The organism is Vreelandella sp. 2A-K22 (assembly GCF_054065485.1).
Genome location: NZ_JBSUGC010000003.1, coordinates 243,867 through 263,318, shown reverse-complemented (window position 1 = coordinate 263,318; position 19,452 = coordinate 243,867). Strand labels below are relative to the sequence as shown.

Sequence of the window (19,452 nt, the reverse complement as noted above, 5' to 3'; positions counted from 1 at the left end):
CCCGGAGCCAAGCTCCGGGTCTTCACCCCCTACCCCAATGCGGGAGGACACCATGAAAATCATGATCGCCTATGACGGTTCGCGAAACGCCAAGCTGGCTCTCGCTCAGGTCGTCAACATGTTCCGCTGTAACCAACCTCTGCTGGTACTGGTCGGCGTGGTGGAGAATCCACTCGACGCTACCGATAACAACGAGGCGCTTTTTCAGCAGGAGCACGATGAGGTTAAACGGCACCTTCAAGAGGGTGTGGCATTCGCCATCGGCGAGGGCTTCCAAGCCGAGCAACTTCTAGCCGAAGGGGATGCGCGCAAGATGTTACTGCAGGCCACTCGCAAACTCTCGCCAGACCTACTGGTCATTGCCCGCCATAGCCATCAGCCGGACGGCGGCATCATCGCCAAATCGTTGACTTATTTTGTTGATGAACTCGACTACATGACTTTCGGCAGCGTCAGCTCGTTCCTGGCCCGGCGCGCCGAGTGTCCCTTGTTGATCCTACCCAGCCCTTGAGCAGCCCTTACCCCTCCTTTTGGTACAAACCACCTTTGGGACACAGGACGATACGACCATGAAAGTTTCCGCTGTATTCAAGTTTCGCAGCCCCGAAATTCGGGCCTTGCACCTGACCTGGATTGCCTTCTTTATTACCTTTTACGTGTGGTTCAACATGGCGCCGCTCGCGTCGAGCATGCTCAAGAGCGTCGACTGGCTGACCACGGATGATCTCAAACTATTCGCCATCTGCAACGTCGCCTTGACCATTCCCGCCCGCATCATCGTCGGCATGGCGCTGGATCGATTCGGCCCGCGACGGGTGTTCTCGGTGCTCATGGTCACTATGGCGCTACCGGCGTTGGCGTTTGCTTTCGGTAACAGCATGACGCAGCTGCTGGTGGCGCGTCTGGTGCTGAGTTCGATTGGTGCCAGCTTCGTGGTGGGTATCCACATGACGGCGCTGTGGTTCAAGCCGAAAGACATCGGCTTCGCTGAAGGCTTCTACGCCGGCTGGGGTAACTTCGGCTCCGCCGTAGCGGCCATGTCGCTGCCGACCATCGCCTTGAGCATGTACGGCGGCCCCGATGGCTGGCGCTGGGCTATCGCCCAAAGCGCTATTGTTATGGCCGCTTACGGTGTTTACTACTGGTTCGCGATTACCGATGGCCCGGATGCCCAGGCTCACCGTAAGCCACGCAAATCCGCTGCCATGGAAGTGAGCTCCTGGGGCGATATGATCAAGCTGATCATCTGGACCATCCCACTGGTCGGCGTACTCGCCATTCTGGTCTGGCGTATTCAGTATATGGGCTATTTATCAGTTACTGGTGCGACCATCGCTTATCTAGCCATTATCACGATCGTCATCTATCAAATTGTCCAGATCCTGAGAGTCAATCTACCGATCCTGCGTAAGGGTGTACCGGAGGATGATAAGTACTCGTTCAACAGTGTGGCGGCGCTGAACAGCACCTATTTTGCCAACTTCGGCGCTGAACTAGCAGTGGTATCGATGCTGCCCATGTTCTTTGAGGAGACCTGGGGCCTGAATGCCGCTACGGCCGGCCTGATCGCTGCATCATTCGCGTTCGTCAATCTGGTGGCGCGCCCCATGGGCGGCATGGTTTCCGACCGCATGGGTAACCGGCGTTTTGTGATGCTGTGCTACATGTTTGGCATTAGCGTTGGGTTCTTGCTGATGGCCATGCTCAATTCGAGTTGGCCACTGATCCTGGCCATTGCGGTGACCATCGGCACCTCGATTTTCGTACAAGGGGCTGAGGGGGCAACCTTCGGTATCATTCCCTCCATCAAGCGCCGCATCACTGGGCAAATCTCGGGCATGGCCGGCGCCTACGGTAATGTTGGCGCGGTGGTTTACCTAACCATCTTTACGTTTGTCACACCGTCGCAGTTCTTCTACATCATCGCGACCGGCGCCTTCATCAGTTGGGTTATCTGCCTAGTGTGGCTCAAAGAGCCAGAAGGCGCTTTTGATGACGAGTACTACGTCTCTTCAGTCGATAGAGACATCGAAGAACAGGCTCTTCAGAACGCCAAGCACTAAACGGTCGGAACATCTGTAGCATCACGGCACTGTTCGCGTCGATTGGACGGACAGTGCCTCTAGAGTAAAAAGAGCGCCCCCAGAGCGCTCTTAATCAGGATCCGTGATGTCCTCAATCCAGGTTAAGGCCGCCACAGCAGTCGGAAATCCGGTGGTAGGAATCGCTAACATGGCTACTTGTTTAAGTTCCTCGGCACTCGCGCCCTCCTCCAAGGCACGACGCACATGGGAGTGAACGGCCCCTTCAGAGCGTGCCCCTATGGCCAGCGAGAGTTTTATCAAGCGCCGACTACGTTCATCAAGCGGCCCAGCTTCAGCACAGGCTTTGCCCAAAGCGGCATAAGCTTCCCATATCTCAGGATACTGGTTTGCGACATCTCCGGCTCCAGAAGGCAAATCATGCTTTGTCATAGTGCAATACCTTAATGATAAATCGAAGTTCACAGTATAGAAGTACAGCAACTAAATGCCACACACCACACTTAAGAGCTAAACACAGCAACCGAACCAAGCATTATTAATGAGGACTTTCGATGTATATTGGCTATATCCAACTTCTTAAGCTCTGCATTAAGTGGGCTTATGCCAACCAGGAAATGGCGTCTCTTCCTGCAAATGACGCAACTCAGGTTGATGAGCTTCAGCGATTTGGGTTACTCGATTCACGCCCTCTTCCAATAAATGCACTTCTATTTGTCGGCGATCCTCACGCCCTTGCCGCCGTACAACCAATGATAACTGCTCACAGCGGTCAACTAGCGCCACCACCCCGTGATGTTTTGATTGAAGCCGCTCCGCTAGCTCCCCCACCGTCGCCCAGTCTCTTCCATGGAAACCACGAAGATGTAGCAATAGTTGATACTGCAATGGTGTCAGCCCATAGCGGCGACAGATATCTTCACTATGGCGAAGAAAGCAACGCAACCGGTAGCGAAATTGCGACAGCCGCTCAAAGTCGCTTTTATCAAGTGTCTGAGGGTTATTCATTTTTCCAATTCTCTTTACCACATACTCGGCTATTGCTGACTCGCCAATTTAGAGCGCTTTAAAAAAATACAATATCACACCATGATACAAATAACCATTGAGATTACACCTGCAGGGGGGATCTGAAATGAGAGCACTCACCTTTCTCAAATTACCATTCAACCATCGTGAAGGCTGGAAAGAGCTACAGGCTTCCTCCCCCTCCATTCCTTTGCTAGCGTGGCTGGTGGTTTTACCCATGTCGCTCTTGCCGCCAGTAATGCTCTATTATGCGGGCACCCATTACGGCGATGCATTTATGGCGGGCTTTGCTGACCGAGAGTGGCGTTTTATCACGACAATTATTTTCCTAGCAGAGATATTGAGTTTTTTCGTTATTGGCTGGGTAATCTACGCTGTAGTCAATGGAACTGAAGAGCTATCTATCAGCTATCAAGATGCCTATTTACTTGCCACACTTGCACCGCTACCGTTATTCGTCGCTTCATTATCGCTATTGGTACCCAACTTACTTTTTAACGTAGTGGTTATACTTAGCGGGCTGGGTATCTCTTGCAGCTTGATTTACCACGGCTTACAAGCACTCTGTACCCATCAAGAATTTGATGTTGCTACGATCTCAGCCACTTACACAATCATGGCTGCCAGTGCTCTGGGGTGGGGTATTTTGTTTGCTGTTATCTGGGCTTATTAAGCCATGAATATTAGGCGCACTGGCACCAACCCATTCATCGTCAAGCCCAATGATGACGCGTGAAGCAAACGGTCTAACGTTGAGAAGTGGGTAATGTGTGCGCCAGGCAGGGCGATGAGCAAAATTCACGATCACTGGCGTCTTCCTCTTCGAGCGCTGATAGCACCAGCTCTTTGATTACTGGAAGGTGGGAATCTTCAATTTCACGAGCGGCGGTTAGTAGGGTAACTCGCCCCGCTCGTGCGAATCTCATTAAAGGCAGTAGCTTATCAGGACATGCCTTCAGCTCACGCCTGTATCGCTCAAGAAAGAGTGATTGACTGATTTTTTGCTGTCGATACTGACGGCATAATTGAGACGCAGGCGCTATCTCCGGGTACCACTCATTCAGTGCCAGGAAACTGGGAGACAGCCCGCTAGGACATAATCGATCAACCAACACCCGAGTGCCGTCGTGATCCTCTATCGGCGCATATATACGCTTTAGCATGATTTCATACGACATCGTTTATATACCTCCGCCAGCGCGCACATGGCTTCAGCGAGTAAATCTATATAGGTATTAACATAGTAGCAAACTTAGACAGGTTAATAGCCATAGGGATTTGCACCATTCATAACTGGGCGTTGGTCATCACCACGGTGGAACGCCCCCGCTCACCCTTATTTTAATAATAGGATTAGGCAAGGATGCAATAGAATTGTCTCTATGAGCGATTGCTCCCGCTAGTTAAACTTCTCCAGGTATTTTTCATTGTGCGGATTAACACATGACAATTTCAACTAACTTCATATCAAAAGTTGTTTTATTAACCGGACGACGTTGATACCAGAGACATAGTGGTACGACCTACGGCGAGCCTGTAACTCCGTATAAATTGTCCGAGCTATTCAAACAAATGTGGCAAAGCGAGTGACCTTACATGCAAGACACCAAGCTTCCTATCTACTGGCAACGTGCGATAGTCGTTGCTGGCATTATCACTATTTTCCCCGCCACCACTACGGCTCAAACAGCCCCGAACATAGGAGATAACGCTATGGCAGAACACCCGTATGTTGGCATGTGGGTAACTAAAGATGGCCAAATACGCCACGAACTTTTACCCAACAATCGTTACGATGAAGCCCGTGGTGAGCGTGAAAGCGCCTATCAGGGCCGCTATCAGGTGACAGGTAACTATATCGAATACTGGGACGACACCGGTTTTACCGCTGATGGCGAGTTTATTGATGGCGTGCTCTATCACGGTGGTATGGTGCTATACCGTAACAAAGAGTAGCGCTAAAAAACGAATCACCCGAGCCGGACTTCGCCGTAATTCGTCACTACTTCCCTGAAGTGCCACCACGTGTGGAGTATGAGCTGTCTGAGATGAGCGCCAGTATGCTGCCCGCTCTAGAGGGCTTTACTTCATGGATACGCATTCACTGGCCACAAATTGAAGAGAACCGTCGTGCCTTTGATAAGGAGCAGCCTGCCTCTACCGAAATTCGGTCGACATACCGCGATCGGGACGGTTATTGATGCCAGCGAGTCTGCCTAGTATTTATACTTCGTCTGGAGCTGAGCGATCAAATCTCACAGAGTGGCAGTTTGCGCTTCTCGCCATTGTCTTGGTGACATTCCCGTATAGGCTTTAAAAGCGCGCGATAAGGCCACTTCACTTCCATAACCCACTTCACCGGCAATAATCTTGATCGGCCGGCCGCGCTTCAACGCCTGCTGTGCCATCCTGATACGCCACCCTTGCAGATACTGACCCGGCGTATCACCCACAACGTCGCGAAAGGTGGAAGCAAACACACTGCGCGACATACCTGCCCGTTCCGCCAGTACCTCCAGCGTCCATGTTTTTGTTGGTTCTTCATGCATGGCAACAAGTGCATTGCGCAAGCGTGGGTGTGAGAGGCCCGCCAGCATCCCCCCCTTCACATCGTTATTTTCCATCAACTGTCGCAGTATTTGAATCATCACCACCTCAAATAGGCGGTTAACCAGCGCAACCCGACCGCAGCGTTGGGTAAATGCTTCTTCAAACAGCAGATCGAGAACCTGCGCTACACCAGCAATGGAATCCAAAGGCAAACACACAACGTTAGGCAAACTTGCTGCAATTGGATTCTGCTCGCCTCCCTCAAAACGTAAGCTTGCACAGGCCATGTCGGCACCCTGTTCAGGATCGGTCATGAAACGGTGTGTCATTGGCCGAGCATAGAGCAACAAACTGGGCTGCGTAATGCTCAGAGAGCCATCGTGGTGTACCACTTTAACCGTTCCACGCCGCACCAAGTGCATCTGCCCTGATACCCCATCGGCTTCCAATGTATTGGTGCCGCATAAAGCCCCTGCGTGAAATACCTGAGCCGTTACCGAAAAGTGCTCCATCAGAGTTGCTAACCTATCGACCATTTGATACTCCAAATCAATTTATCGAGATTATAGATCACCAACCGTCCAATCATAACAGGCAGAATGCCTATCACCGGACAACATTTGTTTTCGGATCAACCACTGCTTTGGAGAAAACTAGACATGACTATCGAAAAAATTCTTTACACAGCTACTGCCTCAGCCACAGGTGGACGCGAAGGCCAAGCCACTTCTTCCGATAACGCTTTGAACGTCAAGCTTTCCACGCCACGCGAACTGGGCGGTGCGGGTGGAGATGGCACCAACCCTGAGCAGCTGTTCGCCGCTGGCTATTCAGCCTGCTTTCTGGGCGCCCTGAAATTCGTGGCGGGCAAGCAAAAAATCAGCCTTCCTGAAAGCACGTCTGTCACCGGAAAAGTTGGTATTGGCCAGATACCTACCGGCTTTGGAATTCAAGCTGAATTAACGATTGCGGCGCCAGGTGTGCCCAACGACGTTTTACAAACGTTAGTCGATCAGGCCCACATCGTCTGCCCTTATTCCAACGCCACGCGCAATAACATCGACGTCACACTCACCATCACCGAATAAACACCACCACCACTACTCAACCGCGAGAACAGGAAACGACATCATGAAAAAACTAAACCGCACATTGACCACTACAGTGCTAGCACTAGGCCTTCAAATTGGCTCAAACGCCTACGCTGCAGATGCCCAAGAAGCCCAAGAAGCCCAAGAAGCCTTCAATGCTGAACAAACTACCAGCACCATCACGACCGCTGATGGTGTGGAACTGTACTACAAAGACTGGGGACCTAAAGAAGGTCAGGCCATCACCTTCAGCCATGGCTGGCCGCTGAGTTCTGACAGCTGGGAGTCACAAATGATTTTCCTGGCCTCTCAAGGTTACCGTGTGATCGCTCATGACCGCCGCGGTCACGGACGTTCCAGCCAACCCTGGGATGGCAACGATATGGATCACTATGCTGACGACCTGGCCACGGTCATCAACACCCTTGACCTGAACGATGTCACACTCGTCGGCTTCTCGACGGGTGGCGGAGAAGTGGCTCGCTACATTGGCCGGCACGGAACAGATCGCGTCGCTAAAGCCGTCCTGGTTTCAGCGGTTCCTCCACTAATGCTGCAAACACCTGACAATCCTAATGGACTACCTATCGATGTGTTCGATGGTATCCGTGAAGCTTCTCTAAACAATCGCTCCCAACTGTACTTGGATATTGCATCAGGGCCTTTCTTTGGCTTTAACCGCCCAGACGCGGAACCCAACCAAGGCCTGATCCAGTCATTTTGGGCACAAGGAATGCAAGGCGGCCATAAAAATACCTATGACTCCATCGCCGCATTCTCGGCCACTGATTTCCGTGAGGATCTCGCAGCATTTGATATTCCCACCCTGGTGATCCATGGTGATGACGACCAAATCGTACCTTTAGACATCTCGGGCCAGGCATCTGCTGCATTAGTAGAAGGCGCGGAATTGATCGTGTACGAGGGTGCTCCCCATGGTTTGACCGACACACATAAAGAGCGACTGAACCAGGATCTGCTCAATTTCCTTCAAAACTGATCGCTCCCCCATTGGCCCACTGCCATGCAGTGGGCCAGTTTGTAACATCTTTGACAGCAAAAGTTCAGCAACCTGCCATGCCAAGTTCAATGAGGACTCTAGATCCAGGAGCAGTGTTTCGGCCTGCTCGCGGTGAATTCGCACTTTGAGTCCCAACACAGCGTTGCTCCATGAGTGGGAACAACCTGTACATCATAGCCACTGTCGTCTTCAAGACACTCCCTTTGAACCTCTCTTACGGCCTTGCTTGCCTGCAAACGCACCGGGAGAAAAGCCCTCGTGCCGAACAAATGCCATCCCGAAGGCACTGGCAGATCCGTAGCCGACCCGCAGGGCGATCTCCGTGTTGGTAAGTTTGCCCTGCCGTAGCAGCGTCTTAGCGATGGCCATGCGCCAATCCGTTACGTATTCCATCGGCGCGCGTCCAATTTCCTTCCGGAACTTCTCGAAAAATCCAGAGCGGGACATACCCGCGTCCTGCGCCAGCCCTGAGACGGAAATCTCGCCACCCGCGTCCGCGTGAATGCGCTGCAAGGCGGCAGCCAGTTGCGGATCGGACAGCCCGCGCAGTAGCCCCGGCGGCATATTCACGGCAGGGCCCGAGCGGAGCGCCTCAATAAGCAGCACCTCTAGAAGCCGCTGGAGGATCAGCTCACGCCCCGGCCGGTCGGCGCGGGTCTCATCGTGTATCACCGGCACCAGGGCCATCAGGCGATCGTGCCCAGAGACATGAATCATCTCGGGCAGCAGTGACACCAGCAAGTCGCTCGCGGGCGTATCGAAGCGGCAATGCCCGACCAGCGCGCGCATCTCCACGGGGGCGTCCGCCGGGCCGAGGCGAACCCGCCCGGGTCCGATTTCAAGCGGCCGGCCCGACCCCCTGGGTTCCGGCGGCACCTCGCTGGTCATGCTAAAGTCATGCAGATCGGGGATCAGGACGAAGTCTCCGGCCGCCAGCGTAACCGGCTTGCGACCGCTCACCTCAACCCGGCATCCCCCCTCGACCATCGCACAATAAAAGGGGCTGGCCATGTCATGCCGCTCGACTTGCCACTGGCCACCCGCCTCGACCAGCTTCGAGATAGACACCGACGGTTTGAGCAACGTGACGACACTGGACAGGGGGTCTTCGATACCATCGGGCATATTTTGGACTCTTGATAAAAGAATTTGGACATTTGTGTATCGCATGAACGGGTAATCGCTGTCTATACTCTCCTGCTCATCAAACAAGGAGGCTAATAGATGAACCGACTGATCAACCTGTCCCGCGCACTGCCGACGCCGGATCCCGCCCTGACAGTGGCCTACACGCCGCTCCGCCTGAAGATGCCTGGCCGCCAACCCCTGGAGCTGCGCCTTACCGCGCCAGCAGCCGGGGACGCCATACCAATCGTGATCCTGTCGCACGGCTTTGGTCCATCGAGCTATATCCCCTCGAAAGACGGCTATGCCCCGCTCGCCCAGTTCTGGGCCGAACGGGGCATAGCCGTCATTCAACCGACCCACGCCAGTTCACGGGTCGGCGGACTTGACCCCGACCTACCTGAAGGCCCCTTCTACTGGCGCGAGCGCGTGCTCGAGATGCGTGCCATCCTAGACCAGTTGGCCGAGATCGAACGGCAGGCTCCCGCCATCGCAGGACGTCTGGACCACGACCGGATCGCGGTGGCGGGCCACTCCTTCGGCGGCCACACCTGCAGCCTGCTGCTTGGCGGACGTTTGTATGGGGAGGATTTCTCTGATCCGCGTATCCGCGCGGGTGTCCTGCTGGCAACTCCAGGGCGTGGCGGCGCCGATCTGACACCCGATCATGCTCGACGCTTTCCCTTTTTCGATGTGGATTTCAGCGGCATCGAATTACCCACCCTTGTGGTCTGCGGCGCGGAAGATGACCCGCATTTCACGCCACGCGGCCCCGAGTGGCACGCGGATGCCTTCCACGACGCGCCGGGGGCCGATGCCCTGCTGACAATCAGTGGCGTGGGCCATGGGCTTGGCGGAATCGCGGGGCTCGACGCGAAAGAGACCGAGGCAGAAGATCCCGATGCGCTGGAGGCGACCCGGCGGTTGGTATTGGCTTGGCTGCGGCGCATATTCTTCATCGAGCAAGATGCCTGGATACTTAGCCAGACTGCGCTCCGGGATAGAGCGGCCGCCGTCGCGAAGATCACCGTGAAAGAGCGCTAAGACGAGGTCTCATTGTCAGCTCGCCTGAAGGCTTTTCAATGCGCACCGAGGAGAAACCGAGATTTATCGGCCCGGTTGACCAAGCGAAAAAGTCACCAGCTAACTGGGTGTTGGAAGCAGTAATTGCCCAAGCTTACGAGCGGCATATTTTGCCTGTGCCCGTGTTAGCGCTGCGAAACCCAACACAATGGCAGGCGCTAATTCAATCTCACGGCAGCAGTGCCGAAGCGGTTGTAGCACTACTCCCTGCTGTTCCGCTGCATGGATTAACATGTTTTCGTCTTGATCCGGCGATAACCACAGAATCAGGTGGAAGCCTGCATGTTCGCCACTAATGCGATAGCGCCCCGGCGCTTCGGCCCTCAAGGTTTCAAGCACGATGTCACGCAACGTCTGATACTCCTGCCGAGAACGGCGTAAATGCCGTAAGAAAGCAGGGCCTTTCATAAACGCCGCCAACCCCAGTTGCTCCGACACTCCCACACTACGCCCTACCGTATGCCACAATTCGAGCACTTTTCGCTGTAGTTCTGGTGGAGCAAGCATATAGCCAAGCCTCAAATTGGAAAAAGGCGCCTGATTAAAACTCCCGCAATAGACTACTCGATTCATCGTGTCGATGGATTTTAGCGCTGGTAACGGCGCGCTTTGATAGTTGAACTCGCTATCGTAATCATCCTCGATGATCCAGGTGTTGTTGCTTTGGGCCCAGTCAAGAAGCTCTAAACGGCGAGTCGCCGACATGATAACGCCAAGCGGTGACTGGTGCGCCGGTGTCACATAGGCAATACGACATTCAGTTGCGCCTATTATGCCACCCAAATTAAGCCCTTCCTGATCAATAGGCGCGTAAAGCAGGTTAGCGCCTGCTTCTTCAAATATTTGGTGTACAGCTGGATAACCAGGATCCTCGACACACACATGATCACCAGGCTTTACTACACAGCGCGCGACCAGATCAATGCTATGGCGAATGCCGTTAGTGATGAGTATCTGCTCTGCCAGACAATCGATTCCCCGATGGTTACGCAAGTACTTGGCAATCTGTTCCCGCAATACCCAAGCGCCTTGCGGCTCAACGCTACACATCTGCTCGGGCTGCATAGCTGCCATGGCCCGCTGTAGATGCGCGGCCCACTCAGCAGGTGAAATAAGCAACGGGCTGGCAAGCCGGGCAACAAAAGGTACTCCTACCTGGGCTTGGTAGTGTTTTCTTACGCTAACGGGCGCCGCTTCGACCATCGCTGGCTCTTTATGGTGGGTCGCCGTCGTTTGCGCCGTCAAATATCGGTCTGGGATAGTGGCACTGACACGGCTTCCAGACCCCACTTTGCGGGAGATGTAACCCTCGAGTTGCAAACGCTCAAAGACACTTTCCAACGTACCACGCCCTACCCCCCAACGTTGCGAGAGTACGCGTGTGGATGGCAACCGGTCACCCGCCTGTAGCAACCCATTCACAATCCCATCGCGCATGGCTTGGTAGGCCAGTTCAGATTTCGTTACACCGACGGGGCTGGTGGGTAAAGGTAGGTCTAACCCAGCTGTGTTTTTTCCTTTAACCATAATGGTTCGTATCAATCTCGTTTATATGGCTCTCTTATATGAGCCACTTTACTTCTAGCATAGCAACATATTGACGTTTCATTGGCTAAGGAGTGTTCACTATGTTGCTCACTGACTATCTGTTATTCGCCATGATTGCGGCGATGCAAGTTGGCTCGCCGGGCCCTTCGACAATTTTTTTGGTAAACAACGCGCTGGTGCATGGCCCCAGCCGGGCCATATTGATACTCACTGGGGATTTGGTGGCTATTGCTGGGCTCGCGGCTTGCTCACTACTGGGGGTCGGTGCGCTACTGGAGGCAAATCCAACGGTGTTTATGGCCGTCAAGGTAGCCGGTGCTGTTTATCTTTTATGGCTGGGTATGCAGCAGTTTCGCCTGGCACAAAGGGTTCGTATTTCCAGCGATCAGCCTACAACGCTGCAAAGCATACCCGTACTTTGGCGACAATCGTTTATGGTTGGGCTCAGCAACCCCAAGGCGATTCTATTTTTCTCATCGCTGTTGCCGCAATTCGTAAGTGCCCAGCAGGACTCCCACATTTCTGCGTTCCTTCCCCTCATACTGTTATTTGTGTTTATTAAACTGATCGTATCGAGCGCTTACGCATTAGCAGCAAGAACAATGATAGCGAAGGTGGCCACACCAGGCGCCGCCGTTTGGGGTAAGCGCGCGGCCGGAGGAGTGTTAATGCTGTTTAGCATCTTTATGGGCATAAGCGCTTTTTACTAAGTGCCCAAATGTTGGAAAAAGGCAGGCGATTAACTTCATGGTTGGACTTTCCCCTTGTGCTCGCCAAGTAGCTCGCTCCCAAGCGATGCCTTATAGAATAGAGTTTTGCAAACACTTCTCGCTATTGCTCAAAAACATCACTATGTATCTGGAAAGATATAGTCGGATGTTATGTATGGAGGGACGCCCCCTCGCCCCATAGCGACGTTACCGATGGAGGCCTTTGCGTAAGCACTGATTGAGATCCGACATCGGCTGGGAGCTCAATTCGCTGGCACTCCTACGAGTGAAGTATAAGCTGACTGCTTAAGGCGGCCAGCTTTTTTGGGGCGTTATTTAGCAGGTTCTCCAGGAAAAGGAATGAACTCCGCATCGTCTCCGGGGGGAAGACGAAAGCGACCATTCTCAAAATCTGCTTCTACCCAAGCCTGTTTGGCGGCTTCCAGCTTTTCTCGCGAAGAGGCAACGAAGTTCCAGGATATATAACGGGGGCCATTCAGCGTTTCACCGCCCAGTAGCATCAGCCTAGTTCCGGATTCGCCCGCCACCACCGTTATCGGGTCGCCTGGTCTGAACACCATCATGCGGCCGGCTTCAAAGGTTTCCCCTGCAATAATGACACTACCGGACATGACATAAATACCACGATCCTCATGGCCATCCGGCAAAGGAAGCTTTGCACCTGGCTGCAGTATCGCATCCGCATAGAACATTTCAGAGAAGGTTTGCACCGGCGCCCGCTCCCCCCAGGCCGTGCCCAGGATCAAACGCACTTCCTTACCCTCGCCCTCCAGTACTGGCAGTGTCTCCTCGGCATGATGCTCGAAGCTGGCAGGCTGGTCTTCATAGGCTTCAGGGAGCGCTACCCACGTCTGTATCCCCAACACAGAGTGCTTGTTCTGACGAGTAATAGCACTGGTGCGCTCCGAATGGGTGACCCCATTGCCCGCCACCATCCAATTAACCGCGCCAGGATGAATCATTTGGTTGGTACCCAGGCTATCGCGGTGTTGGAACTCCCCTTGATATAGATACGTAACAGTGGCAAGCCCAATATGGGGATGTGGGCGAACATCAATGCCTTCGTCGTTAAGAAACTCAACGGGCCCCATCTGATCAAAAAAGATGAACGGCCCCACCATCTGCCGTTTTGGGGCAGGCAGCGCACGGCGCACCTCAAAACCACCCAAATCCCGAGCGCGTGGAACAATTAGTGTCTCTATATCATTCAAGCTACCGGCGGATGGGCATTTTGGCTCTAAATCAGGCATCCAGCTCATAGGTTTTCTCCAGAAGTGAGAGGTAGGAAAATGGAGTACGCACCTTACAAAAGCACATCGTGCCACTCTGAGTGGCGTGCAAACTGTGCTTTTGCAAATGGGCATAACGGCATGATTTTCTTGCCCGAGGTGCGAACGTCTTCGACTGCTTTTGCAACTAACGCAACACCCACTTTTTGTCCGCGCATAGCATCAGGCACTTCAGTGCTATCGATGATGATCATCGAATCACCTGCTTTCGAATAGGTCATCTCTGCTTTAGCCCCATTGAGCTTGACTACATAGCGCCCCTTGGTATCGCTGGTTTCATGCTCAATGGTAAAAGAAGCTTCAGGTGTACCAGACATTGCTTTCTCCTTGTCGTATTACCCAGCAAACAACTCAGTATGTGTATCTATAAGTTAATAGTTATCAAAAGCCTTTTCTTTCTATAGCACTTAAGACCAGCACTTAAGACCAGCACTTAAGACCAGCACTTAAGACCTGTACTTAAAATTAGCACTAAGCTTAGTACTTAGCCCCTTGAATAAGATCTTACGTTCGGCCTTCATGGGGATGATTGAAAGTCAGGAAATGGCGCACGACCGGGCGTTCCTCCCCTTGATGGAAACGCAGAACCTCCTCTTGGATATCGGCGGCTGATTTAGAAACACGCTTATGCTGACGCAGATGCTCTGCCCAGGATTCAACTTGGAACCACTCCAGCATCAAGCTGGGATCGGCGGAATCTTCGGTAATACCCCAAGCATAGGCACCATCACGACGTCTTTCAGCAGAGAGCCTAGCCAATATTTTCAGAAAGGCTGAACGATCTTCGAGGGCTACCCGGTACTCTATCTGGATAAGCACCGGTCCGCGATCATACTCGACGGGAGTAGCTGTCAGTGGCTCAGGCCAATGATTCGACGGCATTAAGTCTGATTCGCCTTTGGGCAACTTGATACGGTGTGCAATAGATCCGATCGCTGCTAGCCCCGCCGCGCCAGATAGTAACGCCAACGGTACGCCAATCCCTTGAGCGATTACCCCCCATGCCAAACTGCCCGCGGCCATGGCGCCATTGAACACCGTCAGATATACCGCCAGAGAGCGGCCACGTACCCAGTTGGGAAGAATTGCCTGGGCGACGCCATTGAGGGTCGTCAACGCTGTAATCCAAGCGGCACCAAGGATCAATAGAGAGGACACTGCGAGCCATTTAGGCGGCGACAGGGATAGCAAAGACATGACGGCCGAAGTGACTAATGTTGACGTTAGAAGTAAGCCGTCGGCGCTAAGATACGTACGCAAACGGGGCATAATAATAGCCCCGCCGATTGCGCCCAGGCCAACTGCGCCAAGCAATATGCCATAGAAACTTGGGCCGCCTTCCAGTAACTGACGTGCTACTAGAGGCAGCATTGCCCACACTGAGCTGGCCATAGCAAAGAAGAGAAAAGCGCGCAGCAGGACAACATGCAACTCGCGACTGGCGCGGGCATAGCGCAGCCCGGCTCGGAAAGCACCGGGGAAGCGCTCGGATAAGGCATCCCGTTGCGTTGCTGGTCGTTTCCACCAAAACAGCGCAGTGATGACAACTACATAGCTCAGAACGTCTACTCCATAGGTAAACGCTGCTCCCATGCTGGCCAGCAACAGCCCGTCTAAAGCGGGACCTACGGCACGGGCAATGTTGATCCCCAGCGAGTTAAGTCCCACTGCGTTTTTGAAGTCTTTCTTGTCTACCAGCTCGGGGACGATAGCCTGCCAAGTTGGCCCCATCAGAGCAACGCCTATGCCCCCTATAAACGTAAGCATTATAAGTGATGCCACAGAATGCTGATCTGTAAGCGATAGAATAACGAGGCAAACGCTGACACAGGCCAGCAGAAGCTGAAAGCAGGAACAGCCGAGAGCCCCGAAAAAGCCTTTCAAATCCGACGTCGGTGCGTTGGATGCCCAGGCCCAGGCATGATCATGGCCGTGTAGGCCACACGCGCTTGCACAGCCACAGCTGGCCATCGCTTGGGCGCTACGCCATCGAGCCCTGGCAATAAAGACCTTACAACAACAAGGAGAATATCATGTCCCAATTGAGTGATGACGTCTGGTCACCGGTGATTACCCCCTTCGGCGCCGACTTGGCGCCGGATACGCAACGTTTTGTGGCGCACTGCCAATGGCTGGCCTCAAATGGTGTCGGCTTGGCCGTGTTCGGCACAAATTCTGAAGCCAACTCAATGACGGTGGCCGAGAAACAGGAGCTGTTAAAAGCGCTAGTGCATGGCGGTGTCGATCCCTCCAGGATTATGCCCGGTACCGGGAGCTGTACAATTGATGATTGCGTGGCGGTGACATGCGAGGCGGTGGACGCTGGCTGTGCCGGTGTGCTGATGCTACCGCCCTTCTACTATAAGGGGGTTAGCGATGAAGGCTTGTTTCGCTTTTACAGTGAGGTGATCAACCGTGTCGCAAATTCGCGCCTACGGATCTACCTCTACCATATCCCGCCGGTCACTCATGTCCCGCTCTCGTTTGAACTGATCGAGCGTTTACGTGACGCCTTCCCGGGCATTATTGCTGGCATTAAGGACAGCGGCGGAGACTGGGCACACACCAAAGGGTTAACCGAGCGCTTTGCTGGGCAAGACTTTGCTGTGTATGCCGGCAGCGAGCGGTTTTTGCTTGATACCCTACGAGCAGGCGGTGCTGGCTGTATCAGTGCCACTGCCAATGTCAATCCGTCGGCCATCGTTGAGTTGGCAAGGCATTGGCAGGAGGACGATGCCAACGAGCGTCAGCAGAGCCTGAATGCTATACGCGACTTGTTTGAAAAGTACCCACTGATTCCTGGCATGAAGGCAGCGACAGCTTACTTTTCGGACAATGACGATTGGAGGCGTGTGCGCCCACCTTTAGTAGAGCTGGAGGAGCAGCATGTGTCTGAACTCGTGTCTTCGCTTAAAGCGACAGGATTCCAGATGGAAGGCGTAGGTGAGGCGAGCCATGGATGAGCAAACGAAATCGTGGCGTATTGTCGCTGTACGACGGCTCAGTGAAGCCCAGCTTGAGGCACTTTCCGAGGTTGCCGAGGTCGACTATTTCGAGGACGTGGACGAATCAAACCGTGCTGATTTCATGGCAGCGCTTTCCAGAGCTCATGGCCTAATCGGCGGTAAGCTAGAACTCAATGAGGCAATGCTAGCCGAGGCGCCTGCGCTTCAAGTGGTATCCACCATTTCAGTGGGCTATGACCACCTGCCCCTTAAGGCACTGAATCAACGCCGCATTCTACTCTGCAATACGCCAGATGTGCTTACCGAAACCACTGCCGACACAGCATTTATGCTAGTCATGGCGACCCAGCGGCGGCTAGTCGAACTGTCCAACCTTGTCCGCGATGGCGGCTGGCGAACACATATCGGTCACGAATACTTCGGTATTGATGTACACGGCAAAACCCTAGGCATCGTGGGTGCTGGTCGCATTGGTGCGGCGATTGCACGACGGGGAGCGTTGGGTTTTGGTATGCCCATTCTCTATACCGCCGCCTCATCCAAGCCTGCGCTTGAGCAGCAGTTAGGGGCGAAAAGGCGTGAGCTGAATGACCTGTTAGCTGAAGCAGATATCGTCTGCCTCAGCGTGCCCTATAACAGCGATACACATCACTTAATTGACGCAGATGCTCTAGCACGGATGAAAACGACGGCTGCCCTAATCAATATAGCGAGAGGTAAAGTGGTCGACGAGCCAGCACTGATCGAGGCACTCCACTCCGGCGGAATCCGTGCAGCTGGGCTTGACGTGTTCGTAGAGGAACCGCTTCCACCCGATTCGCCACTGGCGGCCATGGACAATGTAGTGACGACTCCACACATTGGCTCGGCGACCCATGAAACACGTGAGGCCATGGCACAGTTGGCAGTCGATAATCTGCTGGGCACGCTGATCGGCAGCGGCCCGCTTACCGCGGTTAATGAGCATGTCTGGCGACGGGCTGATGCTATTGAGGAAACATAATGCCTCGCCGCCTACAACACATCTTGTGTCTTGATGATTTCGAGCGGGCCACTCAGCGGCATTTAGTCCCGGCCGGTTTGTCGCGGTGGGGAGCGTCCATGAACTGCCCGAGAACGCCCACCATTGTGACGATGACAGCACACCGCGCTGAAGGTCATCGGTGAAGCGGTCAGCGAGGAGCTGCATGTGGTGCCCGCCCGGATCGAGGTGATCCGTCATGTGCGGCGTCAAGATCGCCCCAGCGCCCGCCAAGCATGAGGTTGCTGTGACATCTCCAAATACGATGATGGCGTGACATCACAGAAACTCCGGACAAGTGTCACCTATATGCCACTTATAAAACGCTAACAAACAAAAACGGCCACTGTAGCAATTAGCTAAGTGACCGTTTTATATGTTCTTGGTCGGAGCGACAGGATTCGAACCTGCGACCTTTGCAACCCCATTGCAACGCGCTACCAAGCTGCGCCACGCTCCGCTGTCTTTATTGGCCGCTACATCTTTGCCTCAAGACGGTGCGTATACTAGCGGTTTCTTGCATAAATGAAAAGCCCTTATAGCGCTTTCTTTTCAAGTATTTGTCACACACCGCTATAAATCTCATCACCCTTTATGGCTTACGTTGATCAGCTTCAAGCAGCAGATAAGCCATCGCGTCATATACACCGGGGGCCGTTACGATTAAATGATCCGGGTAGATATCTTCCGACACCGCTGAAGGTACCGGGTATAGATGCCCTACTCGCGCACCGGCTTCCCGTGCAATAACCCAGCCCGCAACGAAATCCCAGGGCGAGACACTCTCGTAATACGCATCCAGACGACCGCAGGCTACATCGCATAAATCGAGCGCTGCTGCGCCATTACGACGTACGTCTTGGCACTCAAACAGCACAGCTTCCAAGCGCTTCAAAAGTTGCTTACGCTCCTCTTTACGGTAGGGAAATCCTGTCCCTACCAGGGTGTTCGCCAGTGATTCTGCACTGCTTGGCTGTATGGTTTGACCGTTGCAAAAAGCCCCAGAGCCTTCTGCAGCACTAAAGGTCTCACCTAAAAACGGTGCATGAACAACGCCCACCTTGGCAACGCCCTCTTCCATCCAACCAATGGAAACCGCTACGTGGCGAAGCCCTTGAGCAAAATTAACAGTGCCATCAATAGGATCCACCACCCACAGCTTAGGTGCTGTTTCATGCAAAGCGCTTTCTGGAGCAAGCTCTTCACTCAGCCGCGCTTCCCCCGGAAAGTGCTCCTCCAGGCGTTGGCTAATGAGTTCATCCACGGCCACATCCACGTCGGTGACCAACTCATTATCCTTTTTTAAGCGCTGGGCAAAGCCTTGCTGCTCCCGCGCCTTGATAATCATCTGCCCAGCTTCTTCGGCAATAGCGATAGTAATTTCAAGACGTGCGGCTAGTGTGTGGTCGCTCATTGAATCTCCCTTTAGGACGCGATGATACTGTGAGCTTCTACCATAAGCCGCCGGGATATAATTTTCGAGTCATACCGACTTGCGCTTGCAATGGTTAACGCAATACGTCTACCAATACATCCACCACGATGCGCGTGGCAGCTTCAATTAGCACCACATCGGCACCAACACGCTCCCACTCATAGCCTGGGTAGCGCGGCAATTGAGATGCTAACTGGCCGTCAAAACGCTTGGCGATACCTGGGGGCAAAGGTTTGCCACGCTCAAGGTTGCGCTGAATACCTGGCGGCAACGATTCGGCTCGCGGTGCGTCATGCCGGCGCAGCAGCTGGCGCAGCTCACGTTCGTTAATGCGTGGTAAATCAACTCGCTCATCGCGGAAGTGACCAGGTCGGTTAGATTCATGTTGCTGGTGCTGGCCCTTATCGCGGGCACCGTGGGCCGGGGCATGGTCAGGCTGAGCAAAGGCTGCGCTATTAACTAGCAATGCGCCAAGTGCGCTTATGGCAATCAGTTTGATGGGCTTCACTGTAAGCTCCTCG

The 19,452-nt window shown here is 53.7% G+C and carries 23 protein-coding genes and 1 tRNA gene; 12 read left to right on the top strand and 12 right to left on the bottom strand.

Features of this window, described 5'->3' with window-relative positions:
* Positions 1-52: 52 nt before the first annotated feature.
* Together ACW17M_RS05585 and ACW17M_RS05580 are read left to right on the top strand one after the other, a co-directional pair.
* Complete coding sequence (locus ACW17M_RS05585) at positions 53-511, top strand: universal stress protein (RefSeq protein WP_022523564.1); 459 nt, start codon at positions 53-55, stop codon at positions 509-511.
* Positions 512-569: 58 nt separating this feature from the next.
* The gene (locus tag ACW17M_RS05580) at positions 570-2,063 is read left to right on the top strand and encodes an MFS transporter (RefSeq protein WP_027959364.1); all 1,494 of its coding nucleotides are present in this window, start codon (positions 570-572) and stop codon (positions 2,061-2,063) included.
* Between the two features lie 90 nt (positions 2,064-2,153).
* On the opposite strand, the gene ACW17M_RS05575 is transcribed toward ACW17M_RS05580, so the two are convergent.
* Entirely contained in the window at positions 2,154-2,474 is a 321-nt protein-coding gene (locus ACW17M_RS05575) for a carboxymuconolactone decarboxylase family protein (protein ID WP_457547019.1), read from the bottom strand.
* A 159-nt stretch (positions 2,475-2,633) separates the two neighbouring features.
* Entirely contained in the window at positions 2,634-3,050 is a 417-nt protein-coding gene (locus tag ACW17M_RS05570; RefSeq protein ID WP_141441144.1) for a MarR family winged helix-turn-helix transcriptional regulator, read from the bottom strand.
* Between the two features lie 127 nt (positions 3,051-3,177).
* Here ACW17M_RS05570 and ACW17M_RS05565 point away from each other — a divergent pair, with 127 nt between their 5' ends.
* Entirely contained in the window at positions 3,178-3,744 is a 567-nt protein-coding gene (locus ACW17M_RS05565) for a YIP1 family protein (RefSeq protein ID WP_141441145.1), read from the top strand.
* Between the two features lie 73 nt (positions 3,745-3,817).
* On the opposite strand, the gene ACW17M_RS05560 is transcribed toward ACW17M_RS05565, so the two are convergent.
* Positions 3,818-4,249, bottom strand: coding sequence for a DUF488 domain-containing protein (locus tag ACW17M_RS05560; RefSeq protein ID WP_081742519.1), 432 nt, complete (start codon positions 4,247-4,249; stop codon positions 3,818-3,820).
* 418 nt (positions 4,250-4,667) lie between these two features.
* On the opposite strand from ACW17M_RS05560, the gene ACW17M_RS05555 reads away from it, so the two are divergent.
* Positions 4,668-5,027 (top strand): Atu4866 domain-containing protein, encoded by a 360-nt coding sequence (locus ACW17M_RS05555; protein WP_081742520.1) that lies wholly within the window; start codon positions 4,668-4,670, stop codon positions 5,025-5,027.
* Between the two features lie 38 nt (positions 5,028-5,065).
* On the top strand, positions 5,066-5,272 hold the full coding sequence (locus ACW17M_RS05550; RefSeq protein WP_414120496.1) for a winged helix-turn-helix transcriptional regulator: 207 nt from the start codon (positions 5,066-5,068) through the stop codon (positions 5,270-5,272).
* 54 nt (positions 5,273-5,326) lie between these two features.
* Here the strand turns inward: ACW17M_RS05550 and ACW17M_RS05545 are convergent, their stop codons facing one another.
* Entirely contained in the window at positions 5,327-6,157 is an 831-nt protein-coding gene (locus ACW17M_RS05545) for an AraC family transcriptional regulator (protein WP_027959359.1), read from the bottom strand.
* 123 nt (positions 6,158-6,280) lie between these two features.
* Between ACW17M_RS05545 and ACW17M_RS05540 the strand changes: the two genes are divergently transcribed.
* Both ACW17M_RS05540 and ACW17M_RS05535 read left to right on the top strand, forming a co-directional pair.
* Positions 6,281-6,709: an organic hydroperoxide resistance protein gene (locus ACW17M_RS05540; protein ID WP_027959358.1), complete on the top strand. Its 429-nt coding sequence runs from the start codon at positions 6,281-6,283 to the stop codon at positions 6,707-6,709.
* A gap of 43 nt (positions 6,710-6,752) precedes the next feature.
* A complete protein-coding gene (locus ACW17M_RS05535) occupies positions 6,753-7,712 on the top strand; it encodes an alpha/beta fold hydrolase (protein WP_457547018.1) in 960 nt (319 codons plus the stop codon).
* A 210-nt stretch (positions 7,713-7,922) separates the two neighbouring features.
* On the opposite strand, the gene ACW17M_RS05530 is transcribed toward ACW17M_RS05535, so the two are convergent.
* Positions 7,923-8,858 (bottom strand): AraC family transcriptional regulator, encoded by a 936-nt coding sequence (locus tag ACW17M_RS05530; protein WP_400670785.1) that lies wholly within the window; start codon positions 8,856-8,858, stop codon positions 7,923-7,925.
* Positions 8,859-8,957: 99 nt separating this feature from the next.
* On the opposite strand from ACW17M_RS05530, the gene ACW17M_RS05525 reads away from it, so the two are divergent.
* Positions 8,958-9,902 carry an alpha/beta hydrolase family protein gene (locus tag ACW17M_RS05525; protein ID WP_027959355.1) on the top strand — a complete coding sequence of 315 codons (945 nt, stop codon included), beginning with the start codon at positions 8,958-8,960 and terminating at the stop codon, positions 9,900-9,902.
* 99 nt (positions 9,903-10,001) lie between these two features.
* On the opposite strand, the gene pdxR is transcribed toward ACW17M_RS05525, so the two are convergent.
* Complete coding sequence (pdxR, locus tag ACW17M_RS05520) at positions 10,002-11,468, bottom strand: MocR-like pyridoxine biosynthesis transcription factor PdxR (protein WP_457547017.1); 1,467 nt, start codon at positions 11,466-11,468, stop codon at positions 10,002-10,004.
* Between the two features lie 101 nt (positions 11,469-11,569).
* Here pdxR and ACW17M_RS05515 point away from each other — a divergent pair, with 101 nt between their 5' ends.
* The gene (locus ACW17M_RS05515; protein WP_039858431.1) at positions 11,570-12,199 is read left to right on the top strand and encodes a LysE family translocator; all 630 of its coding nucleotides are present in this window, start codon (positions 11,570-11,572) and stop codon (positions 12,197-12,199) included.
* 332 nt (positions 12,200-12,531) lie between these two features.
* Here the strand turns inward: ACW17M_RS05515 and ACW17M_RS05510 are convergent, their stop codons facing one another.
* From ACW17M_RS05510 to ACW17M_RS05500, 3 genes are all read right to left on the bottom strand, one after another.
* On the bottom strand, positions 12,532-13,479 hold the full coding sequence (locus ACW17M_RS05510; RefSeq protein WP_039858429.1) for a pirin family protein: 948 nt from the start codon (positions 13,477-13,479) through the stop codon (positions 12,532-12,534).
* A 44-nt stretch (positions 13,480-13,523) separates the two neighbouring features.
* The gene (locus ACW17M_RS05505) at positions 13,524-13,826 is read right to left on the bottom strand and encodes a GNAT family N-acetyltransferase (protein WP_027959351.1); all 303 of its coding nucleotides are present in this window, start codon (positions 13,824-13,826) and stop codon (positions 13,524-13,526) included.
* A 187-nt stretch (positions 13,827-14,013) separates the two neighbouring features.
* Positions 14,014-15,480 (bottom strand): MFS transporter, encoded by a 1,467-nt coding sequence (locus tag ACW17M_RS05500; protein WP_457547016.1) that lies wholly within the window; start codon positions 15,478-15,480, stop codon positions 14,014-14,016.
* A gap of 62 nt (positions 15,481-15,542) precedes the next feature.
* Between ACW17M_RS05500 and ACW17M_RS05495 the strand changes: the two genes are divergently transcribed.
* From ACW17M_RS05495 to ACW17M_RS05485, 3 genes are all read left to right on the top strand, one after another.
* Entirely contained in the window at positions 15,543-16,472 is a 930-nt protein-coding gene (locus tag ACW17M_RS05495) for a dihydrodipicolinate synthase family protein (RefSeq protein WP_009286624.1), read from the top strand.
* Positions 16,465-17,478: a 2-hydroxyacid dehydrogenase gene (locus ACW17M_RS05490; protein ID WP_027959310.1), complete on the top strand. Its 1,014-nt coding sequence runs from the start codon at positions 16,465-16,467 to the stop codon at positions 17,476-17,478. Before ACW17M_RS05495 ends, ACW17M_RS05490 begins: the two co-directional genes overlap by 8 nt.
* 147 nt (positions 17,479-17,625) lie before the next feature.
* Positions 17,626-17,736, top strand: coding sequence for an IS66 family transposase zinc-finger binding domain-containing protein (locus ACW17M_RS05485; protein WP_309599316.1), 111 nt, complete (start codon positions 17,626-17,628; stop codon positions 17,734-17,736).
* 143 nt (positions 17,737-17,879) lie between these two features.
* Here ACW17M_RS05485 and ACW17M_RS05480 read toward each other — a convergent pair.
* The 3 genes from ACW17M_RS05480 to ACW17M_RS05470 form a co-directional block, all read right to left on the bottom strand.
* Positions 17,880-17,956 (bottom strand) — tRNA-Pro (locus ACW17M_RS05480).
* A gap of 132 nt (positions 17,957-18,088) precedes the next feature.
* Positions 18,089-18,910, bottom strand: a complete 822-nt coding sequence (locus tag ACW17M_RS05475) for an inositol monophosphatase family protein (protein ID WP_009286596.1) — start codon at positions 18,908-18,910, stop codon at positions 18,089-18,091.
* Between the two features lie 94 nt (positions 18,911-19,004).
* Positions 19,005-19,439 (bottom strand): anti-virulence regulator CigR family protein, encoded by a 435-nt coding sequence (locus tag ACW17M_RS05470; protein ID WP_009286595.1) that lies wholly within the window; start codon positions 19,437-19,439, stop codon positions 19,005-19,007.
* Between the last annotated feature and the right edge of the window lie 13 nt (positions 19,440-19,452).

Excerpts from the sequence above, each read along its gene's own strand:
- ACW17M_RS05545 (WP_027959359.1), bottom strand. The coding sequence starts at position 6,157 with ATGGTCGATAGGTTAGCAACTCTGATGGAGCACTTTTCGGTAACGGCT.
- ACW17M_RS05565 (WP_141441145.1), top strand. The coding sequence starts at position 3,178 with ATGAGAGCACTCACCTTTCTCAAATTACCATTCAACCATCGTGAAGGC.
- ACW17M_RS05475 (WP_009286596.1), bottom strand. The coding sequence starts at position 18,910 with ATGAGCGACCACACACTAGCCGCACGTCTTGAAATTACTATCGCTATT.
- ACW17M_RS05555 (WP_081742520.1), top strand. The coding sequence starts at position 4,668 with ATGCAAGACACCAAGCTTCCTATCTACTGGCAACGTGCGATAGTCGTT.
- ACW17M_RS05515 (WP_039858431.1), top strand. The coding sequence starts at position 11,570 with ATGTTGCTCACTGACTATCTGTTATTCGCCATGATTGCGGCGATGCAA.
- ACW17M_RS05530 (WP_400670785.1), bottom strand. The coding sequence starts at position 8,858 with ATGCCCGATGGTATCGAAGACCCCCTGTCCAGTGTCGTCACGTTGCTC.
- ACW17M_RS05510 (WP_039858429.1), bottom strand. The coding sequence starts at position 13,479 with ATGAGCTGGATGCCTGATTTAGAGCCAAAATGCCCATCCGCCGGTAGC.
- ACW17M_RS05575 (WP_457547019.1), bottom strand. The coding sequence starts at position 2,474 with ATGACAAAGCATGATTTGCCTTCTGGAGCCGGAGATGTCGCAAACCAG.
- ACW17M_RS05490 (WP_027959310.1), top strand. The coding sequence starts at position 16,465 with ATGGATGAGCAAACGAAATCGTGGCGTATTGTCGCTGTACGACGGCTC.
- ACW17M_RS05580 (WP_027959364.1), top strand. The coding sequence starts at position 570 with ATGAAAGTTTCCGCTGTATTCAAGTTTCGCAGCCCCGAAATTCGGGCC.
- ACW17M_RS05560 (WP_081742519.1), bottom strand. The coding sequence starts at position 4,249 with ATGTCGTATGAAATCATGCTAAAGCGTATATATGCGCCGATAGAGGAT.
- ACW17M_RS05585 (WP_022523564.1), top strand. The coding sequence starts at position 53 with ATGAAAATCATGATCGCCTATGACGGTTCGCGAAACGCCAAGCTGGCT.
- ACW17M_RS05535 (WP_457547018.1), top strand. The coding sequence starts at position 6,753 with ATGAAAAAACTAAACCGCACATTGACCACTACAGTGCTAGCACTAGGC.
- ACW17M_RS05495 (WP_009286624.1), top strand. The coding sequence starts at position 15,543 with ATGTCCCAATTGAGTGATGACGTCTGGTCACCGGTGATTACCCCCTTC.
- ACW17M_RS05505 (WP_027959351.1), bottom strand. The coding sequence starts at position 13,826 with ATGTCTGGTACACCTGAAGCTTCTTTTACCATTGAGCATGAAACCAGC.
- pdxR (WP_457547017.1), bottom strand. The coding sequence starts at position 11,468 with ATGGTTAAAGGAAAAAACACAGCTGGGTTAGACCTACCTTTACCCACC.
- ACW17M_RS05540 (WP_027959358.1), top strand. The coding sequence starts at position 6,281 with ATGACTATCGAAAAAATTCTTTACACAGCTACTGCCTCAGCCACAGGT.
- ACW17M_RS05525 (WP_027959355.1), top strand. The coding sequence starts at position 8,958 with ATGAACCGACTGATCAACCTGTCCCGCGCACTGCCGACGCCGGATCCC.
- ACW17M_RS05500 (WP_457547016.1), bottom strand. The coding sequence starts at position 15,480 with ATGGCCAGCTGTGGCTGTGCAAGCGCGTGTGGCCTACACGGCCATGAT.
- ACW17M_RS05570 (WP_141441144.1), bottom strand. The coding sequence starts at position 3,050 with ATGAATAACCCTCAGACACTTGATAAAAGCGACTTTGAGCGGCTGTCG.